The organism is Nostoc sp. XA010 (assembly GCF_020829625.1).
Lineage (GTDB): Bacteria > Cyanobacteriota > Cyanobacteriia > Cyanobacteriales > Nostocaceae > Nostoc.
This window is the reverse complement of record NZ_JAIVFX010000019.1, coordinates 24431-50078: the sequence shown is the minus strand read 5'-3', so window position 1 is coordinate 50078 and position 25648 is coordinate 24431. Positions and strand designations below refer to the sequence as shown.

The 25648-nt window shown below is 40.1% G+C and carries 26 protein-coding genes and 1 pseudogene; 11 read left to right on the top strand and 16 right to left on the bottom strand.

Annotation, left to right across the window (positions count from 1 at the left end; all coding sequences use genetic code 11):
- Positions 1-12 precede the first annotated feature (12 nt).
- The 5 genes from hflX to LC608_RS23875 all read right to left on the bottom strand — a co-directional run bounded on the left by hflX (position 13) and on the right by LC608_RS23875 (position 5189).
- Entirely contained in the window at positions 13-1716 is a 1704-nt protein-coding gene (hflX, locus tag LC608_RS23895; RefSeq protein WP_229555943.1) for a GTPase HflX, read from the bottom strand.
- A 291-nt stretch (positions 1717-2007) separates the two neighbouring features.
- Entirely contained in the window at positions 2008-2205 is a 198-nt protein-coding gene (locus LC608_RS23890) for a DUF1902 domain-containing protein (protein WP_229555942.1), read from the bottom strand.
- A gap of 568 nt (positions 2206-2773) precedes the next feature.
- A complete protein-coding gene (locus LC608_RS23885; protein ID WP_229555941.1) occupies positions 2774-3361 on the bottom strand; it encodes a DCL family protein in 588 nt (195 codons plus the stop codon).
- 173 nt (positions 3362-3534) lie between these two features.
- Positions 3535-4074: a DOMON-like domain-containing protein gene (locus LC608_RS23880; protein ID WP_229555940.1), complete on the bottom strand. Its 540-nt coding sequence runs from the start codon at positions 4072-4074 to the stop codon at positions 3535-3537.
- Positions 4071-5189, bottom strand: a complete 1119-nt coding sequence (locus LC608_RS23875) for a phosphotransferase enzyme family protein (RefSeq protein WP_229555939.1) — start codon at positions 5187-5189, stop codon at positions 4071-4073. Before LC608_RS23875 ends, LC608_RS23880 begins: the two co-directional genes overlap by 4 nt.
- Before the next feature lie 104 nt (positions 5190-5293).
- Here LC608_RS23875 and LC608_RS23870 point away from each other — a divergent pair, with 104 nt between their 5' ends.
- Both LC608_RS23870 and LC608_RS23865 read left to right on the top strand, forming a co-directional pair.
- Positions 5294-5638 carry a hypothetical protein gene (locus LC608_RS23870; RefSeq protein ID WP_229555938.1) on the top strand — a complete coding sequence of 115 codons (345 nt, stop codon included), beginning with the start codon at positions 5294-5296 and terminating at the stop codon, positions 5636-5638.
- Positions 5639-5654: 16 nt separating this feature from the next.
- The gene (locus LC608_RS23865; protein ID WP_229555937.1) at positions 5655-6017 is read left to right on the top strand and encodes a DUF4288 domain-containing protein; all 363 of its coding nucleotides are present in this window, start codon (positions 5655-5657) and stop codon (positions 6015-6017) included.
- Positions 6018-6134: 117 nt separating this feature from the next.
- Here the strand turns inward: LC608_RS23865 and LC608_RS23860 are convergent, their stop codons facing one another.
- The gene (locus LC608_RS23860) at positions 6135-7439 is read right to left on the bottom strand and encodes a Tudor-knot domain-containing protein (RefSeq protein ID WP_229555936.1); all 1305 of its coding nucleotides are present in this window, start codon (positions 7437-7439) and stop codon (positions 6135-6137) included.
- 180 nt (positions 7440-7619) lie between these two features.
- On the opposite strand from LC608_RS23860, the gene LC608_RS23855 reads away from it, so the two are divergent.
- A complete protein-coding gene (locus tag LC608_RS23855; protein WP_267871180.1) occupies positions 7620-7835 on the top strand; it encodes a hypothetical protein in 216 nt (71 codons plus the stop codon).
- 21 nt (positions 7836-7856) lie between these two features.
- On the opposite strand, the gene LC608_RS23850 is transcribed toward LC608_RS23855, so the two are convergent.
- Positions 7857-9323 (bottom strand): MlaD family protein, encoded by a 1467-nt coding sequence (locus tag LC608_RS23850; protein ID WP_229555934.1) that lies wholly within the window; start codon positions 9321-9323, stop codon positions 7857-7859.
- Between the two features lie 90 nt (positions 9324-9413).
- A complete protein-coding gene (locus tag LC608_RS23845; protein WP_229555933.1) occupies positions 9414-10196 on the bottom strand; it encodes an ABC transporter ATP-binding protein in 783 nt (260 codons plus the stop codon).
- 931 nt (positions 10197-11127) lie between these two features.
- On the opposite strand from LC608_RS23845, the gene LC608_RS23840 reads away from it, so the two are divergent.
- The 3 genes from LC608_RS23840 (at position 11128) to LC608_RS23825 (ending at position 14078) form a co-directional block, all read left to right on the top strand.
- A complete protein-coding gene (locus LC608_RS23840) occupies positions 11128-12180 on the top strand; it encodes a low specificity L-threonine aldolase (RefSeq protein WP_229555932.1) in 1053 nt (350 codons plus the stop codon).
- Between the two features lie 693 nt (positions 12181-12873).
- Positions 12874-13086, top strand: coding sequence for a CopG family transcriptional regulator (locus LC608_RS23830; protein WP_229555931.1), 213 nt, complete (start codon positions 12874-12876; stop codon positions 13084-13086).
- A gap of 449 nt (positions 13087-13535) precedes the next feature.
- Positions 13536-14078 carry a Uma2 family endonuclease gene (locus LC608_RS23825; RefSeq protein WP_229555930.1) on the top strand — a complete coding sequence of 181 codons (543 nt, stop codon included), beginning with the start codon at positions 13536-13538 and terminating at the stop codon, positions 14076-14078.
- Between the two features lie 76 nt (positions 14079-14154).
- Here the strand turns inward: LC608_RS23825 and LC608_RS23820 are convergent, their stop codons facing one another.
- On the bottom strand, positions 14155-15696 hold the full coding sequence (locus tag LC608_RS23820) for a DUF3131 domain-containing protein (protein WP_229555929.1): 1542 nt from the start codon (positions 15694-15696) through the stop codon (positions 14155-14157).
- A 146-nt stretch (positions 15697-15842) separates the two neighbouring features.
- Here LC608_RS23820 and LC608_RS23815 point away from each other — a divergent pair, with 146 nt between their 5' ends.
- On the top strand, positions 15843-16418 hold the full coding sequence (locus tag LC608_RS23815; RefSeq protein ID WP_229555928.1) for a TIGR04376 family protein: 576 nt from the start codon (positions 15843-15845) through the stop codon (positions 16416-16418).
- Between the two features lie 325 nt (positions 16419-16743).
- Here LC608_RS23815 and LC608_RS23810 read toward each other — a convergent pair whose 3' ends face one another.
- On the bottom strand, positions 16744-17148 hold the full coding sequence (locus LC608_RS23810) for a DUF4112 domain-containing protein (protein ID WP_229555927.1): 405 nt from the start codon (positions 17146-17148) through the stop codon (positions 16744-16746).
- 467 nt (positions 17149-17615) lie between these two features.
- On the opposite strand from LC608_RS23810, the gene LC608_RS23805 reads away from it, so the two are divergent.
- Positions 17616-18176 carry a nitrate transporter gene (locus LC608_RS23805; protein ID WP_229555926.1) on the top strand — a complete coding sequence of 187 codons (561 nt, stop codon included), beginning with the start codon at positions 17616-17618 and terminating at the stop codon, positions 18174-18176.
- Positions 18177-18179: 3 nt separating this feature from the next.
- On the opposite strand, the pseudogene LC608_RS23800 reads toward LC608_RS23805, so the two are convergent.
- From LC608_RS23800 to LC608_RS23780, 5 genes and pseudogenes are all read right to left on the bottom strand, one after another.
- Positions 18180-18380, bottom strand: a pseudogene (locus LC608_RS23800) (collagen-like protein); the annotation flags it as partial.
- 418 nt (positions 18381-18798) lie between these two features.
- Positions 18799-19821, bottom strand: coding sequence for an NADP-dependent oxidoreductase (locus LC608_RS23795; RefSeq protein WP_229555925.1), 1023 nt, complete (start codon positions 19819-19821; stop codon positions 18799-18801).
- A 300-nt stretch (positions 19822-20121) separates the two neighbouring features.
- A complete protein-coding gene (locus LC608_RS23790) occupies positions 20122-20589 on the bottom strand; it encodes a GNAT family N-acetyltransferase (protein WP_229555924.1) in 468 nt (155 codons plus the stop codon).
- A 208-nt stretch (positions 20590-20797) separates the two neighbouring features.
- Positions 20798-21232 carry a VOC family protein gene (locus tag LC608_RS23785; RefSeq protein ID WP_229555923.1) on the bottom strand — a complete coding sequence of 145 codons (435 nt, stop codon included), beginning with the start codon at positions 21230-21232 and terminating at the stop codon, positions 20798-20800.
- A gap of 45 nt (positions 21233-21277) precedes the next feature.
- On the bottom strand, positions 21278-21691 hold the full coding sequence (locus LC608_RS23780) for a GNAT family acetyltransferase (RefSeq protein ID WP_229555922.1): 414 nt from the start codon (positions 21689-21691) through the stop codon (positions 21278-21280).
- 150 nt (positions 21692-21841) lie between these two features.
- Between LC608_RS23780 and LC608_RS23775 the strand changes: the two genes are divergently transcribed.
- From LC608_RS23775 to ssuD, 3 genes are all read left to right on the top strand, one after another.
- Positions 21842-22597 (top strand): dienelactone hydrolase family protein, encoded by a 756-nt coding sequence (locus LC608_RS23775; protein ID WP_229555921.1) that lies wholly within the window; start codon positions 21842-21844, stop codon positions 22595-22597.
- A gap of 124 nt (positions 22598-22721) precedes the next feature.
- A complete protein-coding gene (locus tag LC608_RS23770) occupies positions 22722-23768 on the top strand; it encodes a sulfonate ABC transporter substrate-binding protein (protein WP_229555920.1) in 1047 nt (348 codons plus the stop codon).
- 17 nt (positions 23769-23785) lie between these two features.
- Positions 23786-24943 carry an FMNH2-dependent alkanesulfonate monooxygenase gene (gene ssuD / locus LC608_RS23765; RefSeq protein ID WP_229555919.1) on the top strand — a complete coding sequence of 386 codons (1158 nt, stop codon included), beginning with the start codon at positions 23786-23788 and terminating at the stop codon, positions 24941-24943.
- A gap of 237 nt (positions 24944-25180) precedes the next feature.
- On the opposite strand, the gene LC608_RS23760 is transcribed toward ssuD, so the two are convergent.
- Positions 25181-25480, bottom strand: a complete 300-nt coding sequence (locus tag LC608_RS23760; protein ID WP_229555918.1) for an RNA-binding protein — start codon at positions 25478-25480, stop codon at positions 25181-25183.
- Positions 25481-25648 lie beyond the last annotated feature (168 nt).

The following is a 25648-nucleotide window of genomic DNA, read 5'->3' as shown; positions in this document are numbered from 1 at the left end:
AATTTCCTTCAGTTAGTATGAATTTTGTGGGACTGCGTTCTGCGCTTCGGGCATCGCTTTAACTCTTTCGTCGATTAGTTGCAGCGATCGCATTTTTAAAGTCTCTAAACCCAAGCGCTGGCTTGCTGATATAAACACAGCTTCGGGATAATCTTGTTGAACTCTAGCCAAGGTTTCGCTATCTACTTGGTCAACTTTATTAAAAGCAATCAAAGTTTTTTCTGGAATCTCAGGCATTTCTTCGAGTATTTCCAGCACACTTGCAATATGACTTTCCCAAGCTGGATGGGACAAATCCACAACATGAATCATGGCCGAAGCCTCAACTACTTCTTCCAATGTGGCGCGAAACGCATCCACGAGTGCTGGCGGGAGTTCGTGAATAAACCCTACAGTATCTGTGAGCAGAATCGACCTGTGTTGTTGTGTTTCTGGTTCTGTAATTACTACCTTGCGGGTTGTTGGATCGAGGGTAGCAAATAGTTGATCTGCGGTGTAAACTTCTGCATTAGTTAACATATTTAACAAAGTAGATTTACCAGCATTGGTATACCCAACTAATGCCAGAACTGGAATTTCTTGCTGTTGTCGTTGTTGTCTAATGCGGGCGCGATGTGCTTGTAATTGATTTACTTCTTCCTGTAGTTGACCAATTCGCCGTTTAATTGTGCGCCGTTCCGTCTCTAGTTTTGTTTCACCAGGGCCTCGCGTACCAATCCCCGCACCTAATCGAGACATCTCCTGACCGCGACCGCGCAGCCGAGGTAACATATATTCGAGTTGCGCCAGTTCTACTTGTAACTTACCTTCTTGAGTGCGAGCGCGTTGAGCGAAAATATCTAGAATTACTTCTGTGCGGTCTACAACTCGGATGCCAATTTCCTGTTCTAAGTTGCGGGCTTGAGATGCAGAAATATCTCGGTCAAAAACGATTAGATTTGCTCTTAGTTTTTGAGCCAAAAGGGTGATTTCTTCAATTTTTCCCTTACCGACGACTGTTTGGGGATGGATGCGATCGCGCTTTTGCCGCATTGTATCCAGTACAATACCCTTAGCGCTTTCCACCAAACGCACTAGTTCTGCCAGCCCATCTTCAAACCGTTGAACAGATACATCTTCTGTCTGCACTCCCACTAGCAGCACCCTGTCTTGGTCAGAGACAACTTCTTGAGATAGGAATATTCCATCCCCAGCATCAGCAATTTCTTTCTCCCATTCGTGGACTAGATCATCAAATTCTTGTTCGGTTAAGTCATTCAAACTTAGAGGAGGTGAAATTACCCAAGGACTCTCCGGATCGGGGAAAAGGTAAGTTAGAAAAGCTTCTTTTACTTCGCTATCAGTTGCGATTAATATTACAAGAGCATCTAAGCGCTGACGCGTCATTGCAATTAACGATGCTTCATCAGGTGGTTGTGATTTCAATTGAGTAGCAACACAACGAATTCCGCTCAAGCGTTCGGCACTACGGCGGGGTAATTCTTCAGCCGGGATTTGAGTTTGATTTGGTGTTCCTACAGCAATTCGGATAATTTGCCCACGCCGATTGATATAACAACAAATCGGGTGATGAATTTCTTTACTAATTGTGACTAAGGCTTGGGCAAATTCCGGCGTAATTAATCTATCTGCTGGTTGATTTTCCTCGTAAAGCCGTTGTAATTGTTTTATTTGGCTAGCTTTTATCCCTTGACTATTGCCATAAATTTTTTGCATAAATTAACAGTTAATAATTTGCTTTTTAGCTATCTATCTTATATTTTGCCTTCTGAAATTTTAATTAACTCTATCAAACGAAATAAGCAAATTAGTTTATTTTTAATCTTAAAATAACGTTACTAATTCTTGTTCATATTTCATATATAGAAGTGATCAAGCAATGATCATGAAGGTGTAGATGTGTAAATACCACTTTGGTTTAAATATTTAACCTATTTTTTCTGCCTGCTAGTGCGATCGCACTTCTAAAATATTCTCGTAAATAGCTATAATTTGTTAAAATTGCCTTTACTCTTGCTGTATATCTACCTCAGGCGCGATTCGATTGAAAACAAGGAGTTCTGGTATCATTTTTCTGAGCTTTTGCGTAAGAGACTCAATCGTAGAAGCTTCTGTTACCAATCCTGGCACGTTTTCACTAGTTGCTACCCAAACTTCTGCATCTGTATCCCAAAATGCATAAACCTTCAATCTGTTTTGTGTCATGATCGAGCCCTAGGGACTAATTTCCGAGGGTAATTCAAGTTTAAAACAATTAAATAGCTTCTTGGGTGAAGTATAGCGGTTCGCATTCATATGTAGTACAATATTACATCACCAGGTGTAGAGGGCAGCGCCCATACGTGTCAACAAAAGCCTAGAAATAGCTTAACTTTTAGCTTCCTCACCCGCCTCGAACTAAAGTTCTTTGGCTTTTAGCTAAAGTCTACTCAAGTAGACTAAAGATTTTTGGTTATATTTAGTCATCTTCAGATGACTTTCGCTATTAGCAAGGAACTTCAGTTCCTTGCGAGACATGACTTTTACGTTAAGTTGACACCAATGGGCAGTGGCGTGCCCCTACGGGTGTACCTCACGTAAACAATAACCGCTATATCATATCATCCCAATATTAAGTGAAACGTTGTCAATTATCGAATAATTCTTTTGGAATAATTACTGGATTTTTAGACTTTAAGATTCTCTCAGAACCTCCAAGACTAAGATTACGTTCAGTTTTTATTATTCTCAGATCAGCCATTTTATGGTGATAGCGTTTGAATTTATCTTTAATTTAAATATCTAAAAAGGTAGTTTGAAATTGAGCATCTTGGGACAGAGAAAGCATTTCGGACTTAATCTCGATTTCATTGGCAGCAAGAAAGGTATTTACAATAACTTGGAATGTTAAAGGCTTTTTGTGATCGAGATGGCTTTCGTAGATAACAACTTTTTCGCCTGTAATATCACATTTGACTTTGCCAGTCTCATCAGCAAATTTATCAAAAAATTGTTCTTTAGTCTTTTTGAGGTCGCCCTGAACTGCATTTCGACAAGCCTCAAAGAATTCTTGATATACTGACTTTCCTCTTGCAGCTATAGCTGTTAGGTAGGAGAACTCAGTCTTACTGCCATCTTCACGCTCTATCCAGAAACAACTTGTAGACATATCGGTTCTATCTTTATAAAAGCGCTTTACACCACATCCAATCTTTTTGTCAGCTTCAGGATGACGTTCAATGAGGGCGAGAAGCATTTCATAATCATCAGTATCAACCGTCTGAGCATTACGATACCTTTCAAGCATTTGCTTAAAGTATTCTTTGGCGTTCTTCTGAAATTTGAACTCTTTGCCATTTAGAACAATGGGCTGTCTTGCCATTAGCTTTTCCTATAGATGTTACCCAATACGTAACTGATAATTGCGCTTATATTCCACAAGTTATGTTATATATGTCATTACACAATTTTTAGAATATATCTTGATAATACCCGCAAGGTTTCAGAATGACATCTTGAATCAGCTACTCACAATAAATTTCTGAATATTAATCTTCACAACTTAACAATAAAACTATCCCGCAAATGAAAGTCAGCCTCCGCGCCTTGATGAGTTAACGCCCAGTAAGTCACCTCACCATTTCTATATTTAATAACAGTAGTAATGCTAACTTCAATAGCTTGTTCTGCCGAGATGATTTTACCCAAATCGACATCCAACACAAGTGCTAAAGCGTCGGCTTGATTGTGAACATTAAACGATAGGTTTTCAAACGCTGTTTCCTCTTGCATTCCTTGACGGTATCCATCAAAGCGATAGACATTCCAATGTCCGGCGGGGGAGAGGTTAAATTCCCAATACCGTTGAGAATCTTTGACACCAAGAAAGAACTCGAAGCAGGTGTCTTGCCAAAGTTCATGCTTGCGTGATGGTGTATTTGATGGTGGGACGATTGCAATTTCTTTTAAATCGCCCTCAAGCATATAGCGGATGGCAAGTTTATTACCATTTCTGGCAATATTACCTGCAATTTTAAAATTAGGCAGGGATGTTGTAGAAGGAAAGGGTTGCAAGGAAAATGTCTGGTCGTTCATTTCATGTCTTTAATAATATTGCAAATCTGCGTTTCTTGTGATTCAATACTTTCGGTAAGCTTAAACTGGACGATCGCTCTGGCAAGATTATGTTCTGGGTGCTTAACTCTAAAATAGACATTCCCTACTAAATAATCAGCAAAAAATCTCAATCCTAGTTCAAAGGCGATGAGGCGAATTGCATCGTATATATATGCATAGTCATCCTCACTAAGAAATGCCTTTGCTACCGAGAGATAACCTTGTAAGATTCCCTGACACAGGTCGGTATCGAAATAAACACTGTCCCAATTCTCAGTTTCTTCTCCGGCCGGATTGCAACCCGATCGCAGGCAATCACCAATATCGTAATGTACCAGACCGGGTTTAACAGTGTCGAGGTCTATGACGCTGACGGCTTGCTGGGTAGCAGTGTCAAACATCACGTTATTGATTTTTGGATCGCCGTGCATCAGGCGCAAGGGTAGCTTGCCTTCAACTTTGGCATTTTCTAGGATATGTGCAAAGGTTTGGCGATCGCTAACAAACTGTAAGCAATAATTAACTTCCGAAGATTGACGCACACTAGTTTTCGCCAACACTTCCTCGTAATGCTGGAGATAAAGTGGTGTAATATGGAATCCTTGAAGGGTATCGGCGAGTTTTTCTGGTGGCAAATCGCTAATCAAATTGTGGAACATCCCCAAGGCATAACCGATTTCTTTCGCTTGTGAGCGATCGCGCATCGTATCGAAAGACTGGGAGGCTTCAATAAAGCTAATCGCCCGCCAAAAAGAGCCGTCTGCATCCCTCCAGTGGTCTTGAGCATCCTTAGTTAATAGTACGCGTGGTACTTCCCAGCGACGATTCAGAGGTGTATACTGTAACCGTTTACGAACATGCTCAGTGAAGGTACGCATATTTTGCATAATCAGTTGTGGCTGCCGAAATACCTGCGTGTTGATGCGTTGCAGGACGAAATATTGTTCTTCTGAAGAATCTAGATTTACTAAGAAGGTGTCATTGATATTACCACTTCCAAAAGCTTTAAGGCCTTTAACCTTCCCTAGCCCAGCGAATTGATCTGCGATCGCAACCAGATTCTCTGCGGCTTGTGTATTGAATTCTTTTGTCATGTTTTTGACCTGTACTACTCCTCATATACATTGCATAAAGGCAATAGGGGATATCGTAGCGCAAGTGTCAAAATAATTTGTAATTAAAAAGGGTTTGTTTCCTGATGCTGCAAAAACCTCTACCTAACCCACTGCTCGGTCTTTTCGTTTTGGGATTGGTTCTGCAACCGATGCCTATTCATTCCCAAACTGTAACATATTCATTGAATGCACATTTATTCAAGCTGTCCTTGGTAATAAGTCAAGTTAGACCAGGTGGCAGTTGTGAAGCAAACGACAACTTAAGTTTATTTGCTGATACTTTCATTAGTACGTGCTGCAAAGCATCAATTAGACGGGAGTTTCCCAGCCAGTATTTAAACTCCTATTTAGAAGACATCAAAAATGATAAATCAGCCCCCGCTAAAAGGGCTTGGAAGTTATTGAATGATGGTAGATTCAAGAAGTAGTCTTGAAGGAAATTGTATGAAACCCGAAAGTGCAGATAAAACGGAATCTTTCTACATTGCGGTAATTCTTTATGAATCATCCTCTGATGCACCGAATTATCAACCATTGTACCAAGAATGCTTTGTTTTGCTCAAATCTAATTCTTTAGAAAAAGCCAAAGAAAAGGCTATAAGTTATGCAAAAAGAGAAGAAGGAAGCTATAAAAATGAGGATGGAGAAACTATTATCTGGTCTTTAAAAAAAGTAATAGATGTGAATTCAGTATTAGATGATGGCTTTGAATCGGCTAGTGATGGTGTTGACTTATACGCTAGACATTTTCGTAATTATGAGGCTTATCACTCATTTGAACCATTTTTATCTCAACAGGAATTATGACTAGGAGAATTATTCTTGAATTATGAATTTTGAAAAATGCTGTATGCTAGCACAGGGAGCGACACCGAATAGCCCATCGGAGATATTGCTCTCGTCGGCCCTGTGCTAATTCAACAGTTAGGAAATTTCGTCACTATCAACCCACTCATCATAGGATGAGTCATAACCAATGTAATGAACAAAGTATTGCTGATTTTGGATTTGCTCAATTGTTGCAGAATACCAAGCCTCTTGGTCATCATCCCAACATTTTACCTTTTGACCCACTGCATATCCATTGTCATCAGAGGAGCGAAGATCGCGAGTCCGAATGTCATCTTCGCCCACCCACTCGTTATGAGATGAACCGTAACCAAGGTAATAAATAAAGAATTGGTCATCTTGGATTTTCTCAATTGTTCCCTGATACCAATCTTCTTCCTCATTATCCCAGACTTCTACTGTTTTGCTAAGTTCATACTGATTTTTATCTGACTTAACAACAGATGAAACATCTTGGATAGGCTTTTGTTCCTCTTGTTTAATTTCCTCTTTTACTAAAGTATAGGCTTGCAAAATCAAGCTGCGAGCGACAGTTTGAATTCCCGTATGTTCGTAGTAATTGGTAGTTTGATCTAGGAATGCTGCTACCAAATCTAAATTATCATCAGCAATTTGAATAAAATTACCCAAATGACTAGAAATTGATTGCGGGGTTATGCCTGTTTTGGATACTAAGTTATTCATCCAACCTTGCACAGAGTTGAAACCTTGACTGATAAAACCAACTTTATCAGAGGGGTTACTACCTGGTAGAAAGTTATTGATAGCTAAGAAAACCGGATTTTGAGTTATTGCGCTAGTATCAGTACCACTAATAACTCCGTGAATTTTGTCCAAAAAATCGGGGCCTAGTGGTAGAATTCCATCTAGACAAACTAGAGCTACCATCCGCATTAGGGATGCATTTTGATAATTATTAGCGAGAGAATTAGCAAACTCTTGGGGATTAGGTTGAGGAATGCCATTTAGTTTGCAAAAGGCGATGATTTCAACGGTGATTTTCAGTAGTAAGTCAATGGATTGAGTTACGTCAGCTTTCGGAGTAATTTTGCCTAAAAAAGAGAGAAAGCCGATTTTTTCACTAACTTTATTCGCTAAAGCCGCCGTTGCCATAGCTGTGTCTGCCTTATCAATTGTTTGATAAAGGTTGATTGCGAACTGGTAGCCTTGTTGAGGATCTTCGTATAAAACAACAGCGCGATCGCGGATTTTTTGAATTACCTTAGCATCGCTAACTCCAGTAATGCTGCGAATATTATTCTCAAATCCCGTCAAATTGCTCCACTCACCTGGTACTACATAATCAAGAGCTTTTAAAACTTTGACAGTGATATTGTCAGTTGGTAATTCGTCAACCAACTGAATAATTGATTTATCCATCAGCCGATCCTCAAAACTCAAAATATTTTTACAACACAGTTCAAATAAACCTACAACAAGCAATACCAGTTGCTACCCTATGGAAAGTCTTTCTCTGGCCAATGCTGTACGAATTACTGAATCGTATTAATAGAATTCCCTGATCTGACTAAAAAATAACAACAGGCGATCGCGCAGATCATGCGCCGATGGTTTGAGGAACTCATGGCTCTGAAACGTCAAAAAGTCCTGAACGAGCCAGAGGTGTTTGCAACCTATTCTGCGATCGCTCAAGAGGCGCGAGGAGTAGTTCAAGCTCACATTGCTGAACTGATAAGCCAAGTCGCTGCGATCGTCGAGAGCGGTATTTCCAGTAACGAGTTTAGGGTATCTATTTATCCAAAATTTAAAATCTAAAATTCGGTCAAGCTGTATTGCTTATTTTCCCGTCTCCAGTTGCTCCCGTTGCTTACCATACTCCCGCAGCTGCTTCAACAGGTCTTCTTGGGATGAGTTAGAGAGAGACGGACTGGGGGTTGGGGTTGGTTCAGGGTTGATGTTAGTACTTCCAAAATTAGCAGGTGGGGGATTAATTACGTAGACGGGTAGGGACTTATCATTAGACATCGCCTCTTGAGTTGGTGCTGGGGTAGGAATTAGATTATTTGGTTTGCTCACAACAGTTTTTACCGAATCTAGAGTAGTAGCAACTTGCACCTGTTGCTGCATCTGTTGTGTAGAAGATACCAAACTACTTAGACCATTCACCAATTGCCGCAAATTTTGTCGGAAAGTAGGATCACCTGTCAACTCATCCAAATCAGATGTAATTTTTTGGCTATTTTCAAAGGTTACTCGTGCTGAATCTAAAGTTTGTTGTAGCAGCACCGCATTCTTTGGATCATTTAAAGTTTTTGAAGCATCACGTAAATTAGCTGAGGCTTGCGCTGCATTTGCTGAAAGAGTTTCTAAATTGTTGATTAATTGTCCTTGAGTGAATCGATTTACAGTTGGTGATAGGCTACTGACTGTAACACGCAGTTGGTTGCTGGTTTCGGTGATATTGTTCAAAGCGCCAAGCAGCGAAGAACGATTTGTTGTCAATAAATTATCCAGATTGTTCAGCAAACGATTTGCTTGAGTTGCAGTTGCACCGAATTTATTTATTGTTTGACTCGATGATGCACTAAGTTGGTTTGTCGCTCGTTGCACTGAATTAGCAGTGGCTGAAAAGGTATTAAGTTGTTGTCGCAAGCTTTTGGTCAAACCTTGTAAATCTTGACTTAGCCCAGTAAAACTGGTTGCTGCGCCTGTGGTAGTTTCTAGAACCCTATTGACATTTCTATAAAATTTTGGGTCAGTGTATGCAGAGGCTAGCTCACTTGAACTGCGAATTAGTTCATCAACACTGATGCCAATCTGACCTTTTAACCGAGAGCCATTACAAATTATCAGGGTGGGATCACAATTTTTATCTAGGGGTTTAGCAATCACAACCCCAGTAGGTAAGGTTGCTTTTGGTGTGATGTCGATGATACTTTCGCTAATTAATCCGCTTTGATTAGCTTCTACGACTACATTCCGGGGGAGAGTTAGGTTAGTTTGGGCAATTTCAATTTCTACATCAACGGCATTTGGCCCTGGCCGAACCTGGGAAATAGTTCCTACTTTAACGCCTCGATAGCGAACTGTTGCTCCCTTTTGCATTCCGCCAGCGTTAGCAAATTCCACAATAACTTTGTATGACTGCCCAGCAGGAGTGAATCTATTTAACCACAGAAAGAGTAACCCAAATACCCCTAATCCTAGCAGGAGTAACAATCCCACAGAGCCTTCTCTAAATGTTCGCCCAGACGCGTTGGCAAAGCTTCTCGAAGAGAAGAGGCTTGTCATAAGACCTCGCATTTTTTTTCTCCACCCAATAATTAGTTATGAGTTAGCAGTTGAGAGTTAGGAGTTGAATTTAGTCGCTCCTGATTCTTAACTCCTCACTTTCTAACCGACGACTTGAATCGGCCCTTGCACACTTCCACTAAGAAATTGTTTGATTAAAGGATTTTCTGTGTTGTATGTTTCACTAACTGTACCCTGCCACTGCACTCTACCTTCATAGAGAAATATAAGTCTATCAGCTGTACGGCGCATAGTACTGTCTTGGTGGGTAACAACAGCATAAGTACTACAAACTCCATTTAAACATTGCAAATAGCGGATTAAATCTTCGATTACTGTTGAGGCAATGGGATCAAGTCCGGCTGTTGGTTCATCGTATAGTAGAACATCTGGCCCTTCTGTGGGATCATCAGGATTAGACATAATCGCACGGGCAAAACTTACCCGTTTTCGCATTCCCCCCGAAAGTTCGGCTGGGTAGAGATTTCTTATTTCTGGCAAACCTACCATGTCTAATTTTTCTTTTACCAAATCTTGGATGCGCGATCGCGGTAGCTTTGAATTTTGATAAAGTAAAAATCCCACATTCTCCTCCACCGTCAGCGAATCAAATAGCGCCGCCTGCTGAAACACCATGCCAATGCCAACCTGCTGGCTACCATCCTCAATCAAACCGTCTCGCCGCACTCCTTGCACATAAATTTCTCCTTCATCAGGACTAAGTAACCCCGCTATTACCCGTAAAATTGTTGATTTACCAGTCCCTGATGGGCCAATAATCCCTAGTGCTTCTCCCCGGTAAATGGTCAAGTCTACATTATCTAGAACTTTATGGCTACCAAAGGACTTAGAAACACCTTTCAGTTCAATCAATGGTTCAGTCATTAGTTATTAGTCATTAGTCATTGGTCATTGGTCATTTGTCATTGGTCATTAGCAAAGGACAAAGGACAAATAGCCCAATAGTGATGTCATAGTAATTAGTCGGGCATTGTATGGTACATTATAAGTATATGATTAGCATTTTAATTAGCAAAATTTATTTTTTAGCATAATACTTAGTTAATTGCAATTTTTAACGTCTCACAATCCCCTCAACGCAAGCCTCACAAAGACACCATAGTAATTTAACGTATCAGTAACGGAGAACTAAGACTCCGGTTTTTTATGGACATTAGCAAAGTTATACAATAATATAAACCACTTAGTATAAATATGCTGATTGTTGTTATAAATACTCAGATTAAAGCTACAACAACAAAAAATAATTAACAGGTAGACGCAAGAGATAGCAATTATATTTAAGTTGTGAAAATCAAAAGATTCACATTCACAAATTTTTAAATAAGTAAGTTGGAAATTTTTGTTCACGAATGATTCAGTAGGGTTATTTCATTTTAGATATAGACCGTTCAAAACTAAAGTTACTCTCTTTTAGCTAGCTAAAGTCAGTTTTAACAGACTTTAACCTTTTCACATTCGTTTTTAGACAACTTTCACTATTAGACTCAGAATTCATTCTGAGGCGGGATAGATACGAATTAAATAGCCCTACCATTTTAAGTTCTTGTAATTGGCAGAATTATTAGATATAGCAGTTACCGCATAGGTAAAGTACAGAAAAAATAATTAACCACAGATGAACACACATACTCGTAGGGAGAGGACAATGCCGTGTATCTAACCAATACCTATTCAAATAAAAATTGTTATAATTTGAGAGGTTAATAGCATTCCTGTGAATTTTGGAGTTGCCAAATATCAAAATTATTTACTAACATTATAAGAATTACTGATAAAAATTTAATTAGACATTATGAGTAGCCAATTAGAACAGTTTGCAAGTGATAATTCCTCAGGGATTTGTCCAGAAGCCCTGGAATATATGATTAGGGCAAATCAAGGTAGTGTTCCAGCCTATGGAAATGATGAATGGACTCAAAAAGCCACAGATTATTTTCGGGAACTCTTTGAAATTGATTGTGAAGTATTTTTTACCTTTAATGGTACAGCTGCAAATTCTTTATCTTTAGCAGCCCTTTGTCAGTCATATCATAGCGTCATTTGTCATGAAACATCTCACATAGAAACAGATGAATGTGGCGCACCTGAATTTGCATCTAATGGCTCGAAATTGTTACTTGCTCAAGGTAAAAACGGCAAGTTAACATCAGAGGCTATAGAGGCAGTTGTCACTAAACGTACTGACATTCATTATCCCAAGCCTAAAGTTATTAGCATCACCCAATCAACTGAATTAGGGACTTTATATCCTATTGAAGAACTTCTGAAAATTAAAGAAGTTGCGAAAAAGTATAACTTAAAAATCCACATGGATGGCGCTCGTTTTGCAAATGCAGTTGCCGCTATGAATAAAAGCCCTGCTGAAATTACTTGGAAAAGTGGAGTGGATGTGTTGTGCTTTTGTGGTACAAAGAATGGAATGGCATTAGGTGAAGCCATTCTGTTCTTTAACAAAGAGTTAGCAGAAGATTTTGATTACCGATGCAAGCAAGCAGGTCAGCTAGCCTCGAAAATGCGCTTTATCTCTGCTCCCTGGTTGGGTTTATTAGAAACTGGTGCTTGGCTAAAAAATGCCAGACATGCTAATCAATGTGCTGAATACTTAGAAAATCAACTATTAAATATAGAAAATGTTGACTTGATGTTTCCTAGAGAAGCCAACGCCGTCTTTGTTAAACTACCTGAGCACGTTATTCATGCCTTAAAAGCAAAGAACTGGGAGTTTTATACATTTATTGGTGTGGGAGGAATACGTTTTATGTGTTCTTGGAATACGACTCAAGCAAGGATTGATGAATTGATAGATGATATTAAGAACGCAACAATTTCCACAACTAAATATTAAAAATTTAAATCAATGAAATAAGTACAACATTTAGGTTGCTATAGGACTAATGTTTGATTTCTGAAAAAGCTCAGTACAGATCGAAAAGCCTTATTCCCTACTCCCTACTCCCCACTCCCCGCCCACGTAGATAATTTCAAAAATCGAATACGATTCCTATAGTGTATTTAACTTACAGAAGACTATCGACTTGATAAACGCTTTGTAATCTTCAATTAAGTTTGCCAAGCGTGAAGCAAGAAATGGACTTGGGAAGTAGGAGTGCTAGTCTGTGAGAGAACGCAAGTACTAGCGTTAGTCCCGCAGACATGGAAAAAGCGCTGGCTGCTGCTTCAAAATATGGTCTTGAGATTATCCCGCCACCTGCTACATCTTCGCAGGTATAGGCTAAGATAACTACAAGCGATCGCAGTCTGACACTAAACAAAAGTTTGACTTATTAGAATATTTTCTCTCACATCTGCCTCAAGTGTCTACTAGAAACCAAAATAAGAGATAAAGTTTGAGGTTATGTTTTCATAGGTGATTCTAATGATTTTGACGTTTATATTGGTTATCTGCGACTAAAATTGAAAGACAATAAGGAAAAGCGTGTATTCATACACTCTGTGGTGTAGGTTATGCACTAGGGGAGTAATAGTGATGACTTGGTGATTTCGGCAAAAAGGAACATATTAAAGACAAAAGAGGATCATGAATAAAAAATGGGCTGTTAAACGACTGACAGTAAATCTCACAACCGAGGAAATGAATAAACTTCAATCCTACTGTGCTTCGACAGGAAGACCAGCAACAGATGTAATTAGAGAATTGCTCCGAACTCTTGAGGTTGACAATGCTGAAAACTCTAAGATGGAAACAGCAGACTCAACAAAAACAGTTGGCAGTGGGTCAAAATCACAGTAACTATTGACTCAATATCCCGCTAAATCTCACAAACCTGTTATCCTCATTTCCTGACAGATAGGACTAAAGGATGAGCATATTTTGGTATAATTTTTGCTGTTCCATCTAGATGTCAGTAAAAGTACTCCCACCAACCATTCTGGTGTGGAGGTGATTCTTAATTGCAAAACAAGTCAGGGGGTTAAATGCCCCCTCTTGTCATACTCATTTAAAGACTTAGAGACTTTGACATAAACAATATCCTACAAGGTTGTTGGAAATCCTTTAGAGGTTATTAAAATAGCGATCGCCTTGCACTGGTGAGCGCTATCATTGAGTCTTTGCAAGACACGCCAATTTCTGAGCCGGAGCGCTTTAGCGCGATTAGACGGATGCGAGGCTTGCTAAAAACAGACCAGCAACTTTTAAAATTGAACTAGGTCTATCACAAGAATGTGAACAGTTCTGCTATGAAAACCCTGGCTAAATGGTCTGTAGACGACTATCACCGCATGGTTGAGGCGGGCATTCTGCGTGGTCGTCATCTGGAATTGCTAGCAGGCGAAATTGTTGAGATGAGTCCAGAAACCCCAATTCACTACACCACAGCAAAACGAAGTGTAAAATACTTAGAAGAATTGCTATCAGGTAAAGCTGATGTCCGCTTCAATGGGCCCGTTACACTATCCGACTCGGAACCCGAACCTGATATTGCAATTGTTCGACTTCCAGAATCATCCTACAACGATGGCCATCCTGCTCCTAAAGATATCTTCTGGATTGTAGAAGTTGCCAACACAAGTTTAAACAAGGACTTGGAGATCAAGGCTGCGATTTATGCGACGGCTGAAATTCAAGAATATTGGGTTTTAAGTTTATCTGCTAAACAGATGATTGTGTTCAGAAACCCTCAAAATGGTAAGTATATTGAAGAATATATTATTAAGCAAGGAACAGTTACACCATTAGCGTTTGCGGATGTTTCAATATCCGTTCAAAGATTTTTGCCATAGGGTAGCGTTGCTGAATCGAGTGATGAATAAATTTATATAGGTATAGTTCTTCCGATATGGAACGCCTGTTTTTTTACTATCTGAGAATCTTAGCTGTAACTTGCGGTGTTCTGATAGCCCTTTTGGTTGACTTCTGGCTCCTGACTCCTGCCCAAACTGTGAGCGGTTTTCCTACCTTTTTATACAGCAAGCTTTCTAAAATCACGCCATTATTATTGGCGGTGAGAGTTTTATTTGGCTGACGCAGAGACTCATAAAAACCGTTATACCAGCCATCTTTAGATTTAAGGTTAGCTTGGACGAAATCAAATAGCTGGCTAGTATAAGTAGTATTGTAAAGGACATGCCAGCCGATCGCAGCTTTGGCACTGAGAAACCGCAAATCGTTGTGTTTTTCTCTGGTATCTGCGATGGTTGCCCAAGGTTCTCCGTTGACAAACAAGCTGCTGTAAACAAAGTATGGGGGGCGATCTAAGTTATCTTCGGTGACAGCAGTTAATTGTTTTGTCGCTTCATAACGCGCTGCTTGAGCAGCTAAAATGCGATCAGCGTATACTTTAGGCAAAGCTTGAAATCCAGTTTCGATGCCATCTAAAATATAGGGTTCGCTAAGAACGTAGTTATTGGCTCCAGAGTTTTTAAAGTCACGGCGATCGTAAGGAACTCCCTGTCCGTAAAGATCAACAAAGGCAGTATGGGATTGATAATCCAATGCTTGTGTAACATCCAAGCCCCAAAGCTTTAAACCGTAGGCAGCATAATTCTCATAGCCCAAGCGACCTTCTTGGTTGTACTGTTCTTTGCCTTTGATAACGGCAGTACCGTACATTTGTCCATTTTTGGTCAGACGCTTGACTTGCCAACTTTGCCAAATTGCTTCTGTTTCTAGGCGCATTTCTGGATACTTTGCCCCAACAATCTTCAGCCAGATTGCCATCCGCCCTAAATCTATGGCTGACCAACCAATTTCTTCGCGTTTTTCTAGTTGACCATAATTAACGGGTACGAGGGTTTTTGCATTGTAGACTTTGTTGGGTAGCTCCCCTTTGTATAAAGGTATAGATGCCAGTGTTTTCAACATTTTGCTCATTTTGGCATCAAATTCAGCCGCAGGCACGATATTGAGTTCTCTAGCACTTACTAAAGCTGCGATCGCTGCTGTCTGATCCCACATACTGACAGAGGCAAAGCCATCAACGGAATTGACTAAGCCAGTTTCATCGTTCCAGTTGCGCTGGAAGTATGACCAAGCCTGACGGGCAGTTGTCGTTTCCTCTAGGGTCAGTTTTCCAACGCTAGGAGCAATGTATGGAATTATTGATACAGTTAGTTGGTTCTTAGGAATGGGCTGACCTGGTAAAACTACGGATTTCGCATCAAGACTAGCAACTATTTCAGGTTCTTTAGCACCAGCAACAGGGCGTTGGGATTTCTCCAGTTGTACCGATTGTCGTGCAGCAGTTTGGGATGTTGATATTTCAGGTTTTTCTATAGAAGTTTTGGGAACTTGCTTAGACCAAAGATTTAAAATTGCGATCGCTATTAGCCCGGTAACTATTCCTCCGACAGAAGCTAGTATGGACAAACTCTTAGATGGCGGTTGAAAATCAGAACTCATACTGATTAAAGCCTTATCTTGTAGGTTAGCGTTGCTTGCGTATTACCAAATACATTCTTCCCAATTTTTAAATCTAACTAACACTCAGAAGTTCACCTGACTACTACAATAAAATAGTCACGCACCCAATCTCTGGAGTTCTAGCAGTGGGATTATTTGATGATTTGAGTCGGTTTCTAGAAAACCGTTTAGAAGAATTCTTACGTAACAATCCACATTTGGAGTTAGAGGCGCTGCTAGAACAGCTGCGTGAGCAAGAAGAAGGCACATTAAAGCTGATCGCAGATTTACAAGTACAAGAGAAGCGATCGCAAGAAGAAATTCTGTCCACTGCTCAAGAAATTCAGCGTTGGCATATCCGTATTCAAAAAGCCAAAAACGCCGACAGAGAAGATTTGGCAAGTGCGGCTGGTGAACGAGAAGCAGCCCTGTTGCGCGAAGGAAATCAGCGCTGGGGACACATGCAAGGGCTGAAAGAACGCATTAACCAATCTCAGGAACTACTGCGAAAAATTCAGCAACGGCGACAGGAAGTGCAAGCTAAAGCAGCCGAAGCACAGACAGCCCGTGCTAAAGCGCAAACCCAGCAGCGTTTTGAAACTAGCGGCTGGTCGAATAAAACTAGTAGTTATTCTAGTGGCTTTGATGACTTAGAAGAGAAGTTCCGTAGCTGGGAGACTCAGGATGAGTTAGAACAAATGAAGCGGAATTTAGGAAAATAATCGTAAATATACAGTCATTAGTCATTAGTCCAAGAGATATCATGCCCACCCAACAGCTTGCTCACAGCATTATTTGGGGTAAGGTATGTACCAAAAACTCTTTATCAAACGAGAAATGCTGATTTTGCCGTTAATTCTTAACTTTAGGGACTTCCAGTAAAACCTGCGGCGCATTCCCCGAACGTAGGGGCGCACAGTGCGCTCCTACAAACGTATAAATTAATTTGGGATAATTTATTTTTTGGGCGTTGCTGAATCATGGGACTTCCAAAGATTGAAAAAGCCAGAAGGCAGTGACAAGATTAGTAATGCTATGACAACTAACTTAAACTTGCCTGAACTTATCAGAGTAAAGTTCATCAGAGACTTCTTTGAGTTTTGGTTCAACTACTGTTAAGTGTTGCTCCAAAATAGCCAAATTGCGAATATTAGACTTATAGAAAGCATCAAATAAATCACCCACTAAAGGCACAGTACCAACGACTGCTTCTAAACCAACATTAAAAATCATTTTGGCTAAATCTTGACGTGGGATGCCAAAACGGGTAGCTAAAAATATGATGTAAGCTGAAAATGCTGTACTGATTAAATCACCAGCACCTGGAACCAAACCAATAATTGGGTCTATTCCAATGCGAAAACCTGTTAGAGGGATGCGTATAGATGTATCCATCAGACGACTGAGTTTGCGGATGCGATTGAGAGTAGCAAGGCGTTTAGCAGCGTCCATAATTTCTGATATTTACATTACTCTTAATTTGCACCATTTCTAATTATTTGTCCTGTACCGTCAGAAAGAAAAGGTAGTGGACTACCCACACTGATGCTGATTGCTCCCGAACAATTTGCTCAAGCCCCAAGTCTGACCAAGCTTGATTTTGTGCAGCTTCATTAATAATTTGTATTAGTACAATTATCAAGCAAGTAAATTCTGGAAATTGTATTTAATTTACTAATCAGGATTTATTTTTCTGATAAGGTTTAGTAAAGCCAAGTTTTACATCTTCTTTGTAGTACTACTAGCACATCGTAAGAATACTTAAGTTTTTGATTAGCCATCAAGGAGGAAAAAATATCAAGAATTTTACGGTATTCAAAGATGACGTGTAATAAAATACACTTTTTTATGCCTATTTTGTGTTGTTGCCACAGTATTTCCCAAATCTTTTCTATGAGAACTGAGGCAGAGAGAATAATATGTTTTTAGACATTTTAGCTAGCCTACAACGGTTATTTGTCGGTTACATTCCAGCCGTTGTCTTGGGTAGCTTTATTGGATATTTCATAGGTCTAAATAGCATGATTTATCAGCTATTTAGGCTAATATTCCAAATACCACATAGTATCCCGCCTATAGCTTTGCTACCTCTTAGCCTAATAGCGTTTCAAGAGAGTGAATCGGCTGCTATTATAGTAGTTTTTTTGGGAACTCTCTGGACGATGATTATTAATACGGCAATAGGAATGCGGCATTTTCATAGGCAGAATAATAACTTTCGAGTAGCTATATTTCATCTATTTCACGCCTTGAAAGTTAGTATTTGGGTAGCCTGGTTTATAGTTATTGCTACAGAAATGCTAATCGGCCCAAGAGGACTTGGCTTTACCCTCTGGGATGCTTATAAAGCTGGCAATGCTGATTACATAATCCAGGAGATCCTCTACATCGGTATCATTGGCTTTTTGCTGGATCAATTACTAGATTTCGCAGCCTATATTCTCTCGCAAATGGTTTCAGATGGGAAAAAATCTTCCTAAATTTTATCTAGGCTTGCGGATTGCACCCTGCCAGCTAATAGTTTGCTTCGCAGAACGTATTCCCAAAGAACGAGTTGCTACGACTTCAATATCAACGTTGACACCAGGACGTAAAGCTTCATCAGGAATTTTGAGTTTACCCAAAGCTAGAGTAAAACGGTTGTAGTCACGAGTCACAAGTTCGTTAGGAATATCCCCTTCATATTCCAATACGGTTCAGTTAAGGATAATTGTAGGTTGGGTTTCACTTCGTTCAACCCAACAAATGCCCGAAAATGTTGGGTTTCGTTCCTCAACCCAACCTACGCAAATTTATTTTTCTGGCTTAACTGAACCGTATTGCTTCATATTCAGTTTTGTAGCCAGAAAAACTGTGCACGCAGGGTAAGAGAAAGAAATAAGTGTATTTAGAGCTATAACGGTCGTAAAAAATACTAAAGTTTTCTCTTCACTCCCCCTGCTCCCTCTGCTCCCCCTGCCTCCCCTGCTCTTTTCACCATGATCTCACTTTTTCGCGTTGCTCCCAAGCGTAGCTTTGGCGGGCTGGGGTTCTTCGGGTTAGCAATCAAGCTGACATGATATGATTTACGTCAACGTAGCACACACCTAGCTTAATAGCCGATCAACCTGCTGTTGGATCGTCATTAACCTTAATAATCAGCTTGCCAAAATTATCACCTCGAAGTAAACCGATGAATGCACGAGGAGCGTTCTCTAAACCAACAACTACATCTTCTTTATACTTAAGTTGACCAGACTGTAACCATCCAGAAACATCACGCAAAAAATCATTAAATCGATGTTGATAATCGCTAACTAAGAAACCTTTGATTAAAGCCCGTTTGATTAGTAGCGGCATTAAATTAGGCCCTGATGGAGTAGATGTAGCGTTATACTCCGAAATCAAACCTACTAATGGAATTCTCGCTCCAAGGTTGATCTGCTGCAACACAGCTTCTAGAATTACACCTGCTGTATTGTCATAGTAAACATCAATGCCATTAGGAGCAGCTTCTTTGAGCGCTGAATCAAGTTCTTGAGTTTTGCGGTTAATGCCAACATTAAAACCTAATTCCTTAACTATATAATCTCGCTTATCGTCACTCCCGACAATTCCCACGACTCGCGCACCTTTAATTTTGGCAATTTGACCTACTACTGCACCGACTGCACCAGAAGCGGCTGAAACCACAACAGTTTCACCTTCTTTTGGTTGACCAATATCAAGTAGAGCAGCATAAGCAGTGAGACCTGGCATACCCAATACACCTAGACTATACGATAAAGGTGCTTGAGTAGGATCAAGTTTACGCAGTGTCTCACCCTTAGATACAGCATAAGTTTGCCAACCGTTATTGCTAAGAACAAAATCCCCAACTTGAAATTGAGGATGATTTGATTTAATTACTTGGCTGACTGTACCACCCACAATAACTGAATCCAACTCTACTGATGCAGCATAAGACTCGCCTGCACTAATTCGACCACGCATGTAAGGGTCGAGAGATAGATAAATGGTGCAGCTAAGAATTTCGCCTTCACCCGGTTCGGGAATTGGTGTTTCTACTAAAGCAAAATCACTCTCCTTTGGTTCGCCAACTGGACGACTTTTAAGGATAATTTGTTTGTTAATTAAATCAGACATAAGTTATTTTCCTCTGAATTAATCTGACTATTTATTTATATATAGATGTGTGTACCCACTCCAAAAATACTTCTACCTTTGGTGTGAGATTTACAAAGAAGTATAGGATTGCTATTTTATTTTTCAAAAAAAATATATACAACTCGAAAATGCTGATTTATTATTTCCCAGTACGCGATTAATCACGTTTCTACCTGCATACACACAATCAGTTAAAAAACTAACTTTAATTGCTATAGTATCACTTTATCAGATTAATTGAACAGTTAATTATTGAAAAAAAAGTTTGCTAATTTTCCACTAACTCCGTAAGATGCTGTAAATATAATCATCCCATAGTTTACCGTCTAACTCGTGATGTTCTCTTAAAATTCCATCTCTATGAAAACTGAGCTTTTCAAGTAGTTTAACTGAGCCAATATTGAAAGCAGTAGTCTGACAATATAATTTATTGAGTTCTGTTGTTGTAAACAGGTAATCGATAGCATTAATCAACATTTTCGTTCCTAAACCCTGTTTTCGCCATTTTGGATTGATGGTATATCCAAATTCTGCCGAACGATTTCGTGGGTTAATATCAAAATATCTGAATCTTCCTACAGGTTCTTCTAATCCATCTATGAGGAAAGCAAAAACTGTTGCTTTATCACTTATGGTAATTCTTTGTCCATCAATAATAGGACGGCATGTTTTTGTCTCTAAGCGGTCAAATTTACCCCAATTATTAAAGGTTCTTTGGTGTTCAGCAGTTGCACGTTCAATCCACATAATTAATTCGCCTACGTAGACTAGTACCGCAAAGCGGAAGTCAAAAGTCAAAATGAATATAACGTAAGAGTTTCGTTTTTCGTTGATTTGGAATGGGTGGTTTATTTACGCCGTGCTGTACTACCAGAAAATCAAGCTTTTTTAGAGGCACGCCAGAAACTTTAAAGCAGGGTAATAACTGGCGTACAACTTCTAATTATCTTGGTATTTAAGACAACGTTACTGAATGTCTTTCTAATAGCAACTCCTCTGTTTGTAGCTGGACAAAAGTACTCTTGACGAATTCTGCGATTTCTATACGATTCCCACCGGGATCGCGCAGGAAAAACCTTATACATCCTGGAATTGGTCGTTGATCGGGAATAATTTCTACCCCATGTCCTTTTAGGTGTTGCTCAAAGGCGTTCAAGTTATCGACTTGAAAACAATAATGTCGTCTAGATGCTTGGTTATTGGTGTTTTTCTCTGTACTAATGTGCAACTCAATATCTCCCAACTTGTACCAGGCTCCTGAATCGTTTTTGATTACCTCTGGTCTGGAAATTTCAGTCAATCCCAAAACTTTACTATAGAAAAACAGCATTGCATCCTCAACTTCTAAAGGATAGGTTACTTGAATATGATGAACTGCTGTGAGCTTCATAAATTTTCTCCTAGTTTGGGTTAAATTTGGCAATGCTACAATTATTTATGTGACAAGCTTTCCCATACTGATGCGTTCTTCGACGAGATAGCCAAGGTTTCTATAAAACTCAACTACTTCTGCGTTAGAGACACGAACTTGGAGATTGATTTTGAGGCATCCCATCCCTATCAATACCCTCTCTGCGTGCCGCACTAGCTTGCTACCAATACCCTGGCGTTGATAGTCAGGACTGATCGCAACTGTGTATAGCCAACCGCGATGCCCGTCATATCCAGCAATGATAGTGCCTACAATTGCAGAGTTAATCTCCGTAACGAAAAACAACTCAGGCTGTACAGCAAGCTTCTGACTGATGACCAATTTTGGGCTGCTGTGCGATGGGTTATTAGGAAACACCTCATCCCACAGAGCGCTGACTGATTCAGCATCAGATTCTTGATATGGTCTTATATTCATCTACATCTCTAAATCAAAGGACTTGCCTTTGCCCATTGTTTATGAAATACTACTTTTAAACTACGGTAAATCGGTAAAGTTTAAGTAATATTGTACAAAACTTACCATAAAACATTTCGTCCTGAAAGCAATTACAGGCTAATCCCTAAGATGACAAACACAGAAATTCGTACCGCTCAAGTTAAAGTCCCTAACGGTGATTTGCAAATTGATGCTTACTTAGCGGAACCAGCACAAAAAGGAACATTCCCAGCTGTTATCGTGATTCAGGAAATCTTTGGCGTCAATATTCACATTCGGGAAGTTGCTGAGAAATTTGCCATCATAGGTTATGTTGCGATCGCACCGACTTTATTTCAACGCACCGCTCCCGGTTTCGAGGGTGGATACACCCCTGAAGATGTCCAGCAAGGAAGAGGGTATAAGGAGCAGACAACAGCAGATGAAATATTGAGTGATATTAAAGCTGCGATCGCCTATCTAAGAACCTTACCAAATGTGCAAGGAGATGCGATTGGCTCTATTGGTTTCTGTTTTGGTGGTCACGTCGTTTACCTAGCTGCCACGTTACCAGATATTAAAGTTACAGCTTCCTTCTATGGTGGCGGTATTCCTAATTCAACTCCCGGCGGTGGAGAACCAACGATCACCCGTACTGCTGATATTAAAGGCCCCATTTACGCATTCTTTGGTCTTGAAGATAAAGGAATCCCCTTGGAGCAAACAGAGCAGATCGAGGCGGAACTGAAGAAACATCATATTCCTCATGCTATCTTCCGCTATCCTGGTGCAGAACACGGCTTTTTCTGCAACCATCGCGCTAGTTACAATCCCGAAGCTGCTGCTGATGCTTGGAAAAACGTTCAAGAACTTTTCCAAAAGAACCTTCAGTTTCAAAAAGTTTAAGTCTTTGGATTAGGAGCAATACGCTCGCTGTAGGGGCATACAACTGTACGCTCCCATGACTGAATATCTGCACATATTAGTCAAATAGTCAATCAAAAGCAAATAAAAATAACGTATCACGTTCATGATTACCATCTTCAAACAGCCACGAGTTAACATTTTCCAACGTTTTTCACTATTTCTATTACCTGGATTATTAACAATCTCAACAACCTTAATTAGTTGCTCAGTTCAAACCGCAAACTCAGAAAATCAAACTACTGGGTTCAAAACTAAAGTTGTCCGAATGGGATATCAAAGTTCTGGGGATATTTTCAGACTTAAAGGATTGATAGAAAAACGTTTACAGCCTTTAGGTGTTTCCGTCGAATGGGCGCAATTTGCCGCAGGGCCACAATTGATGGAAGCAATGAATGTAGGTAGGGTTGATATTGGTTCTGTAGGTGAAACTCCCCCGATATTTGCCCAAGCGGCTGGGACATCTTTAGTTTATGTTGCTAGTAATAAACCCAGCACTGGTAAAGGAAGTGGGATTATAGTCCAAAATAATTCACCAATTCGCACCTTAGCCGACCTCAAAGGTAAAAAAGTAGTTTTTCAAAAGGGTTCTGCTTCCCATTACTTACTAATAAAAGCTTTGGAAGAGGTTGGTTTGAAATATAGTGATGTTCAAGCCATCAGTCTCCCACCTTCAGAAGCCCGTGATGCTTTTATTCAAGGAAAAATTGATGCCTGGGTAACTTGGGACCCTTATTTAGCTGTGGCCCAAAAAAAGGCAAATGCTCGTGTTTTAAGAGATGCTAGTGGCATTTCTACTCAGGGTGGATATTACATGGCGGCACGAAAGTTTGCCACAGAAAATCCGAAATTAGTGCGATTAGTTCTTGAAGAGATAGATCACACAGGCCAATGGGCTGATAAAAACCGATCAGAAGTTGTAAAACTTACTATTCCTCACCTCAAAATTGATGAAAATATTTTAACAACAATGGTTGAAAGGCGAACTTATGGCTTAAGACCAATTACGCCAGAAATCATGGAAAATCAACAGAAGATAGCTGATTTGTTTGCCAAAGAAAAAGTTATTCCTAAACCAATTAGTATCAAGGAAGCGATGCTGACTAGCGAGCAATATGCAGCCATTACACCAGAAACTATCAGTCAGAAATAGTGCCAGGAGATAGGAACATGGAACTTTTTTGGTATTTGCCTACACAGGGAGATGAGCGCTATTTAGGTACTACAATTGGGAGGCGACCAGCCACTTATCCCTATATGCAGCAAATAGCTCAAGCTGTTGATAAATTGGGCTATGGCGGGATGTTGATTGGTACTGGACAAAAACAGGATACCTGGATTGTAGCTACTTCGTTAATTTCAGTTACGGAACGCTTGCGGTTTCTCGTAGCTTTCCGTCCAGCAATTATGTCGCCTTCCTTGGCAGTTAGAATGGCTGCTACTTTTGACCAGATTTCTAATGGTAGAATTATTCTAAATGTTGTCACTGGTGGCGATACAAAAGAACTTGCTAAAGATGGGATTTTCTTAGATCACGATCAGCGTTATGAACTCACAGATGAGTTTTTGACAATTTGGCGATCGCTCATGCAAGGTGAAGAAGTAAACTATAGTGGTCGTCATCTGAAAGTTCAAGGGGCAAAACTCCAATTTCCTCCCGTACAAAAACCTTATCCTACCTTATATTTTGGTGGTTCTTCAGATGCTGCACTCCAAGTTGCTGCCAAACATATTGATGTGTATTTAACTTGGGGTGAACCACCAGATCAAGTTGCTCAAAAGATTGCAAAGGTACGCCGATTAGCAGCAGAACAAGGCAGAACAGTCCGCTTTGGAATTCGGATGCACGTTATAGTACGTGAAACTACGCAAAAAGCTTGGGATGCAGCGAATGAACTGATTCAGTATGTGGATGATGAAACCATAGCAGCTACACATCGGCGGTTTGCTCAATCTGAATCAGAAGGACAACGCCGCATGGCCCAACTGCATAAGGGTAATCGCCAAAACTTAGAAATTAGCCCCAATTTATGGGCAGGTGTTGGTTTAGTGCGTGGGGGTGCTGGTACTGCCTTAGTTGGAGATCCACAGACAGTTGCAGCGCGAATGCTGGAATATACCGATTTAGGAATTGATACCTTCGTTTTCTCAGGGTATCCCCATCTCGAAGAAGCCTATCGAGTCGCTGAATTGCTGTTTCCTCGCTTACCACTGCAAACTCCTGCGTTGGCTACGCCCGCCGCAGGCATTGCATTACCGCAGCAGGTTGCAAGTACATTCAGTGAATTTGTTACCAAAACAGATCTACTCAAACCACAGCCTGTGTAAGTAATTCGTAACAAGAAGTAGTTGAGTATTTTTTTATATGGTCAAATTTTGAACCCTGCGCGAAAATCTCGGTTTACCTCGTCCGGTAAATCAGTTTAGCAAAGTTGCTACTCGTGAAGCTGCGATCGCCTAACTTTTTATCAAGCAAGTTTTGCTGCAAAAAGGCTCAAGCATTCCTGCCTGAGCCACAACTAAATTTAACTTATAGATTAGCTTTAAGAGCTATATCTCTAAATCTTAGTAACGATTGCCGAAACTATTGTTTCCGCGATTACCACCAAAGGAACCTCTGTCTTCTCTGGGTTTAGCCTTGTTCACTTTGAGGTCACGTCCCATCCACTCAGCACCATCAAGAGCATCAATGGCAGCTGTTTCTTCAGCATCTGTGCCCATTTCCACAAAACCAAAGCCCCGCATACGACCTGTCTCACGGTCGGTCGGTAGCTGAACCCGCTTTACAGAACCATATTCTGCAAACACTCCATTCAAACCTTCTTCTGTAACTTCGTAAGAAAGATTGCCTACATAAACTGACATAAATTGTCTCCCAAATCATAGATGTGTAGAGTTTTAGATTTCGGAGAAAAGTCTGTGAATACCAAAAGGAAAAAGCCTGTCAATAATAAAAACAAACGCGGTCGCCGAATTAATTCTCACCTTTAATTATTACATAGCAGATAAATATTTAGTTAGAATTGATAAAAT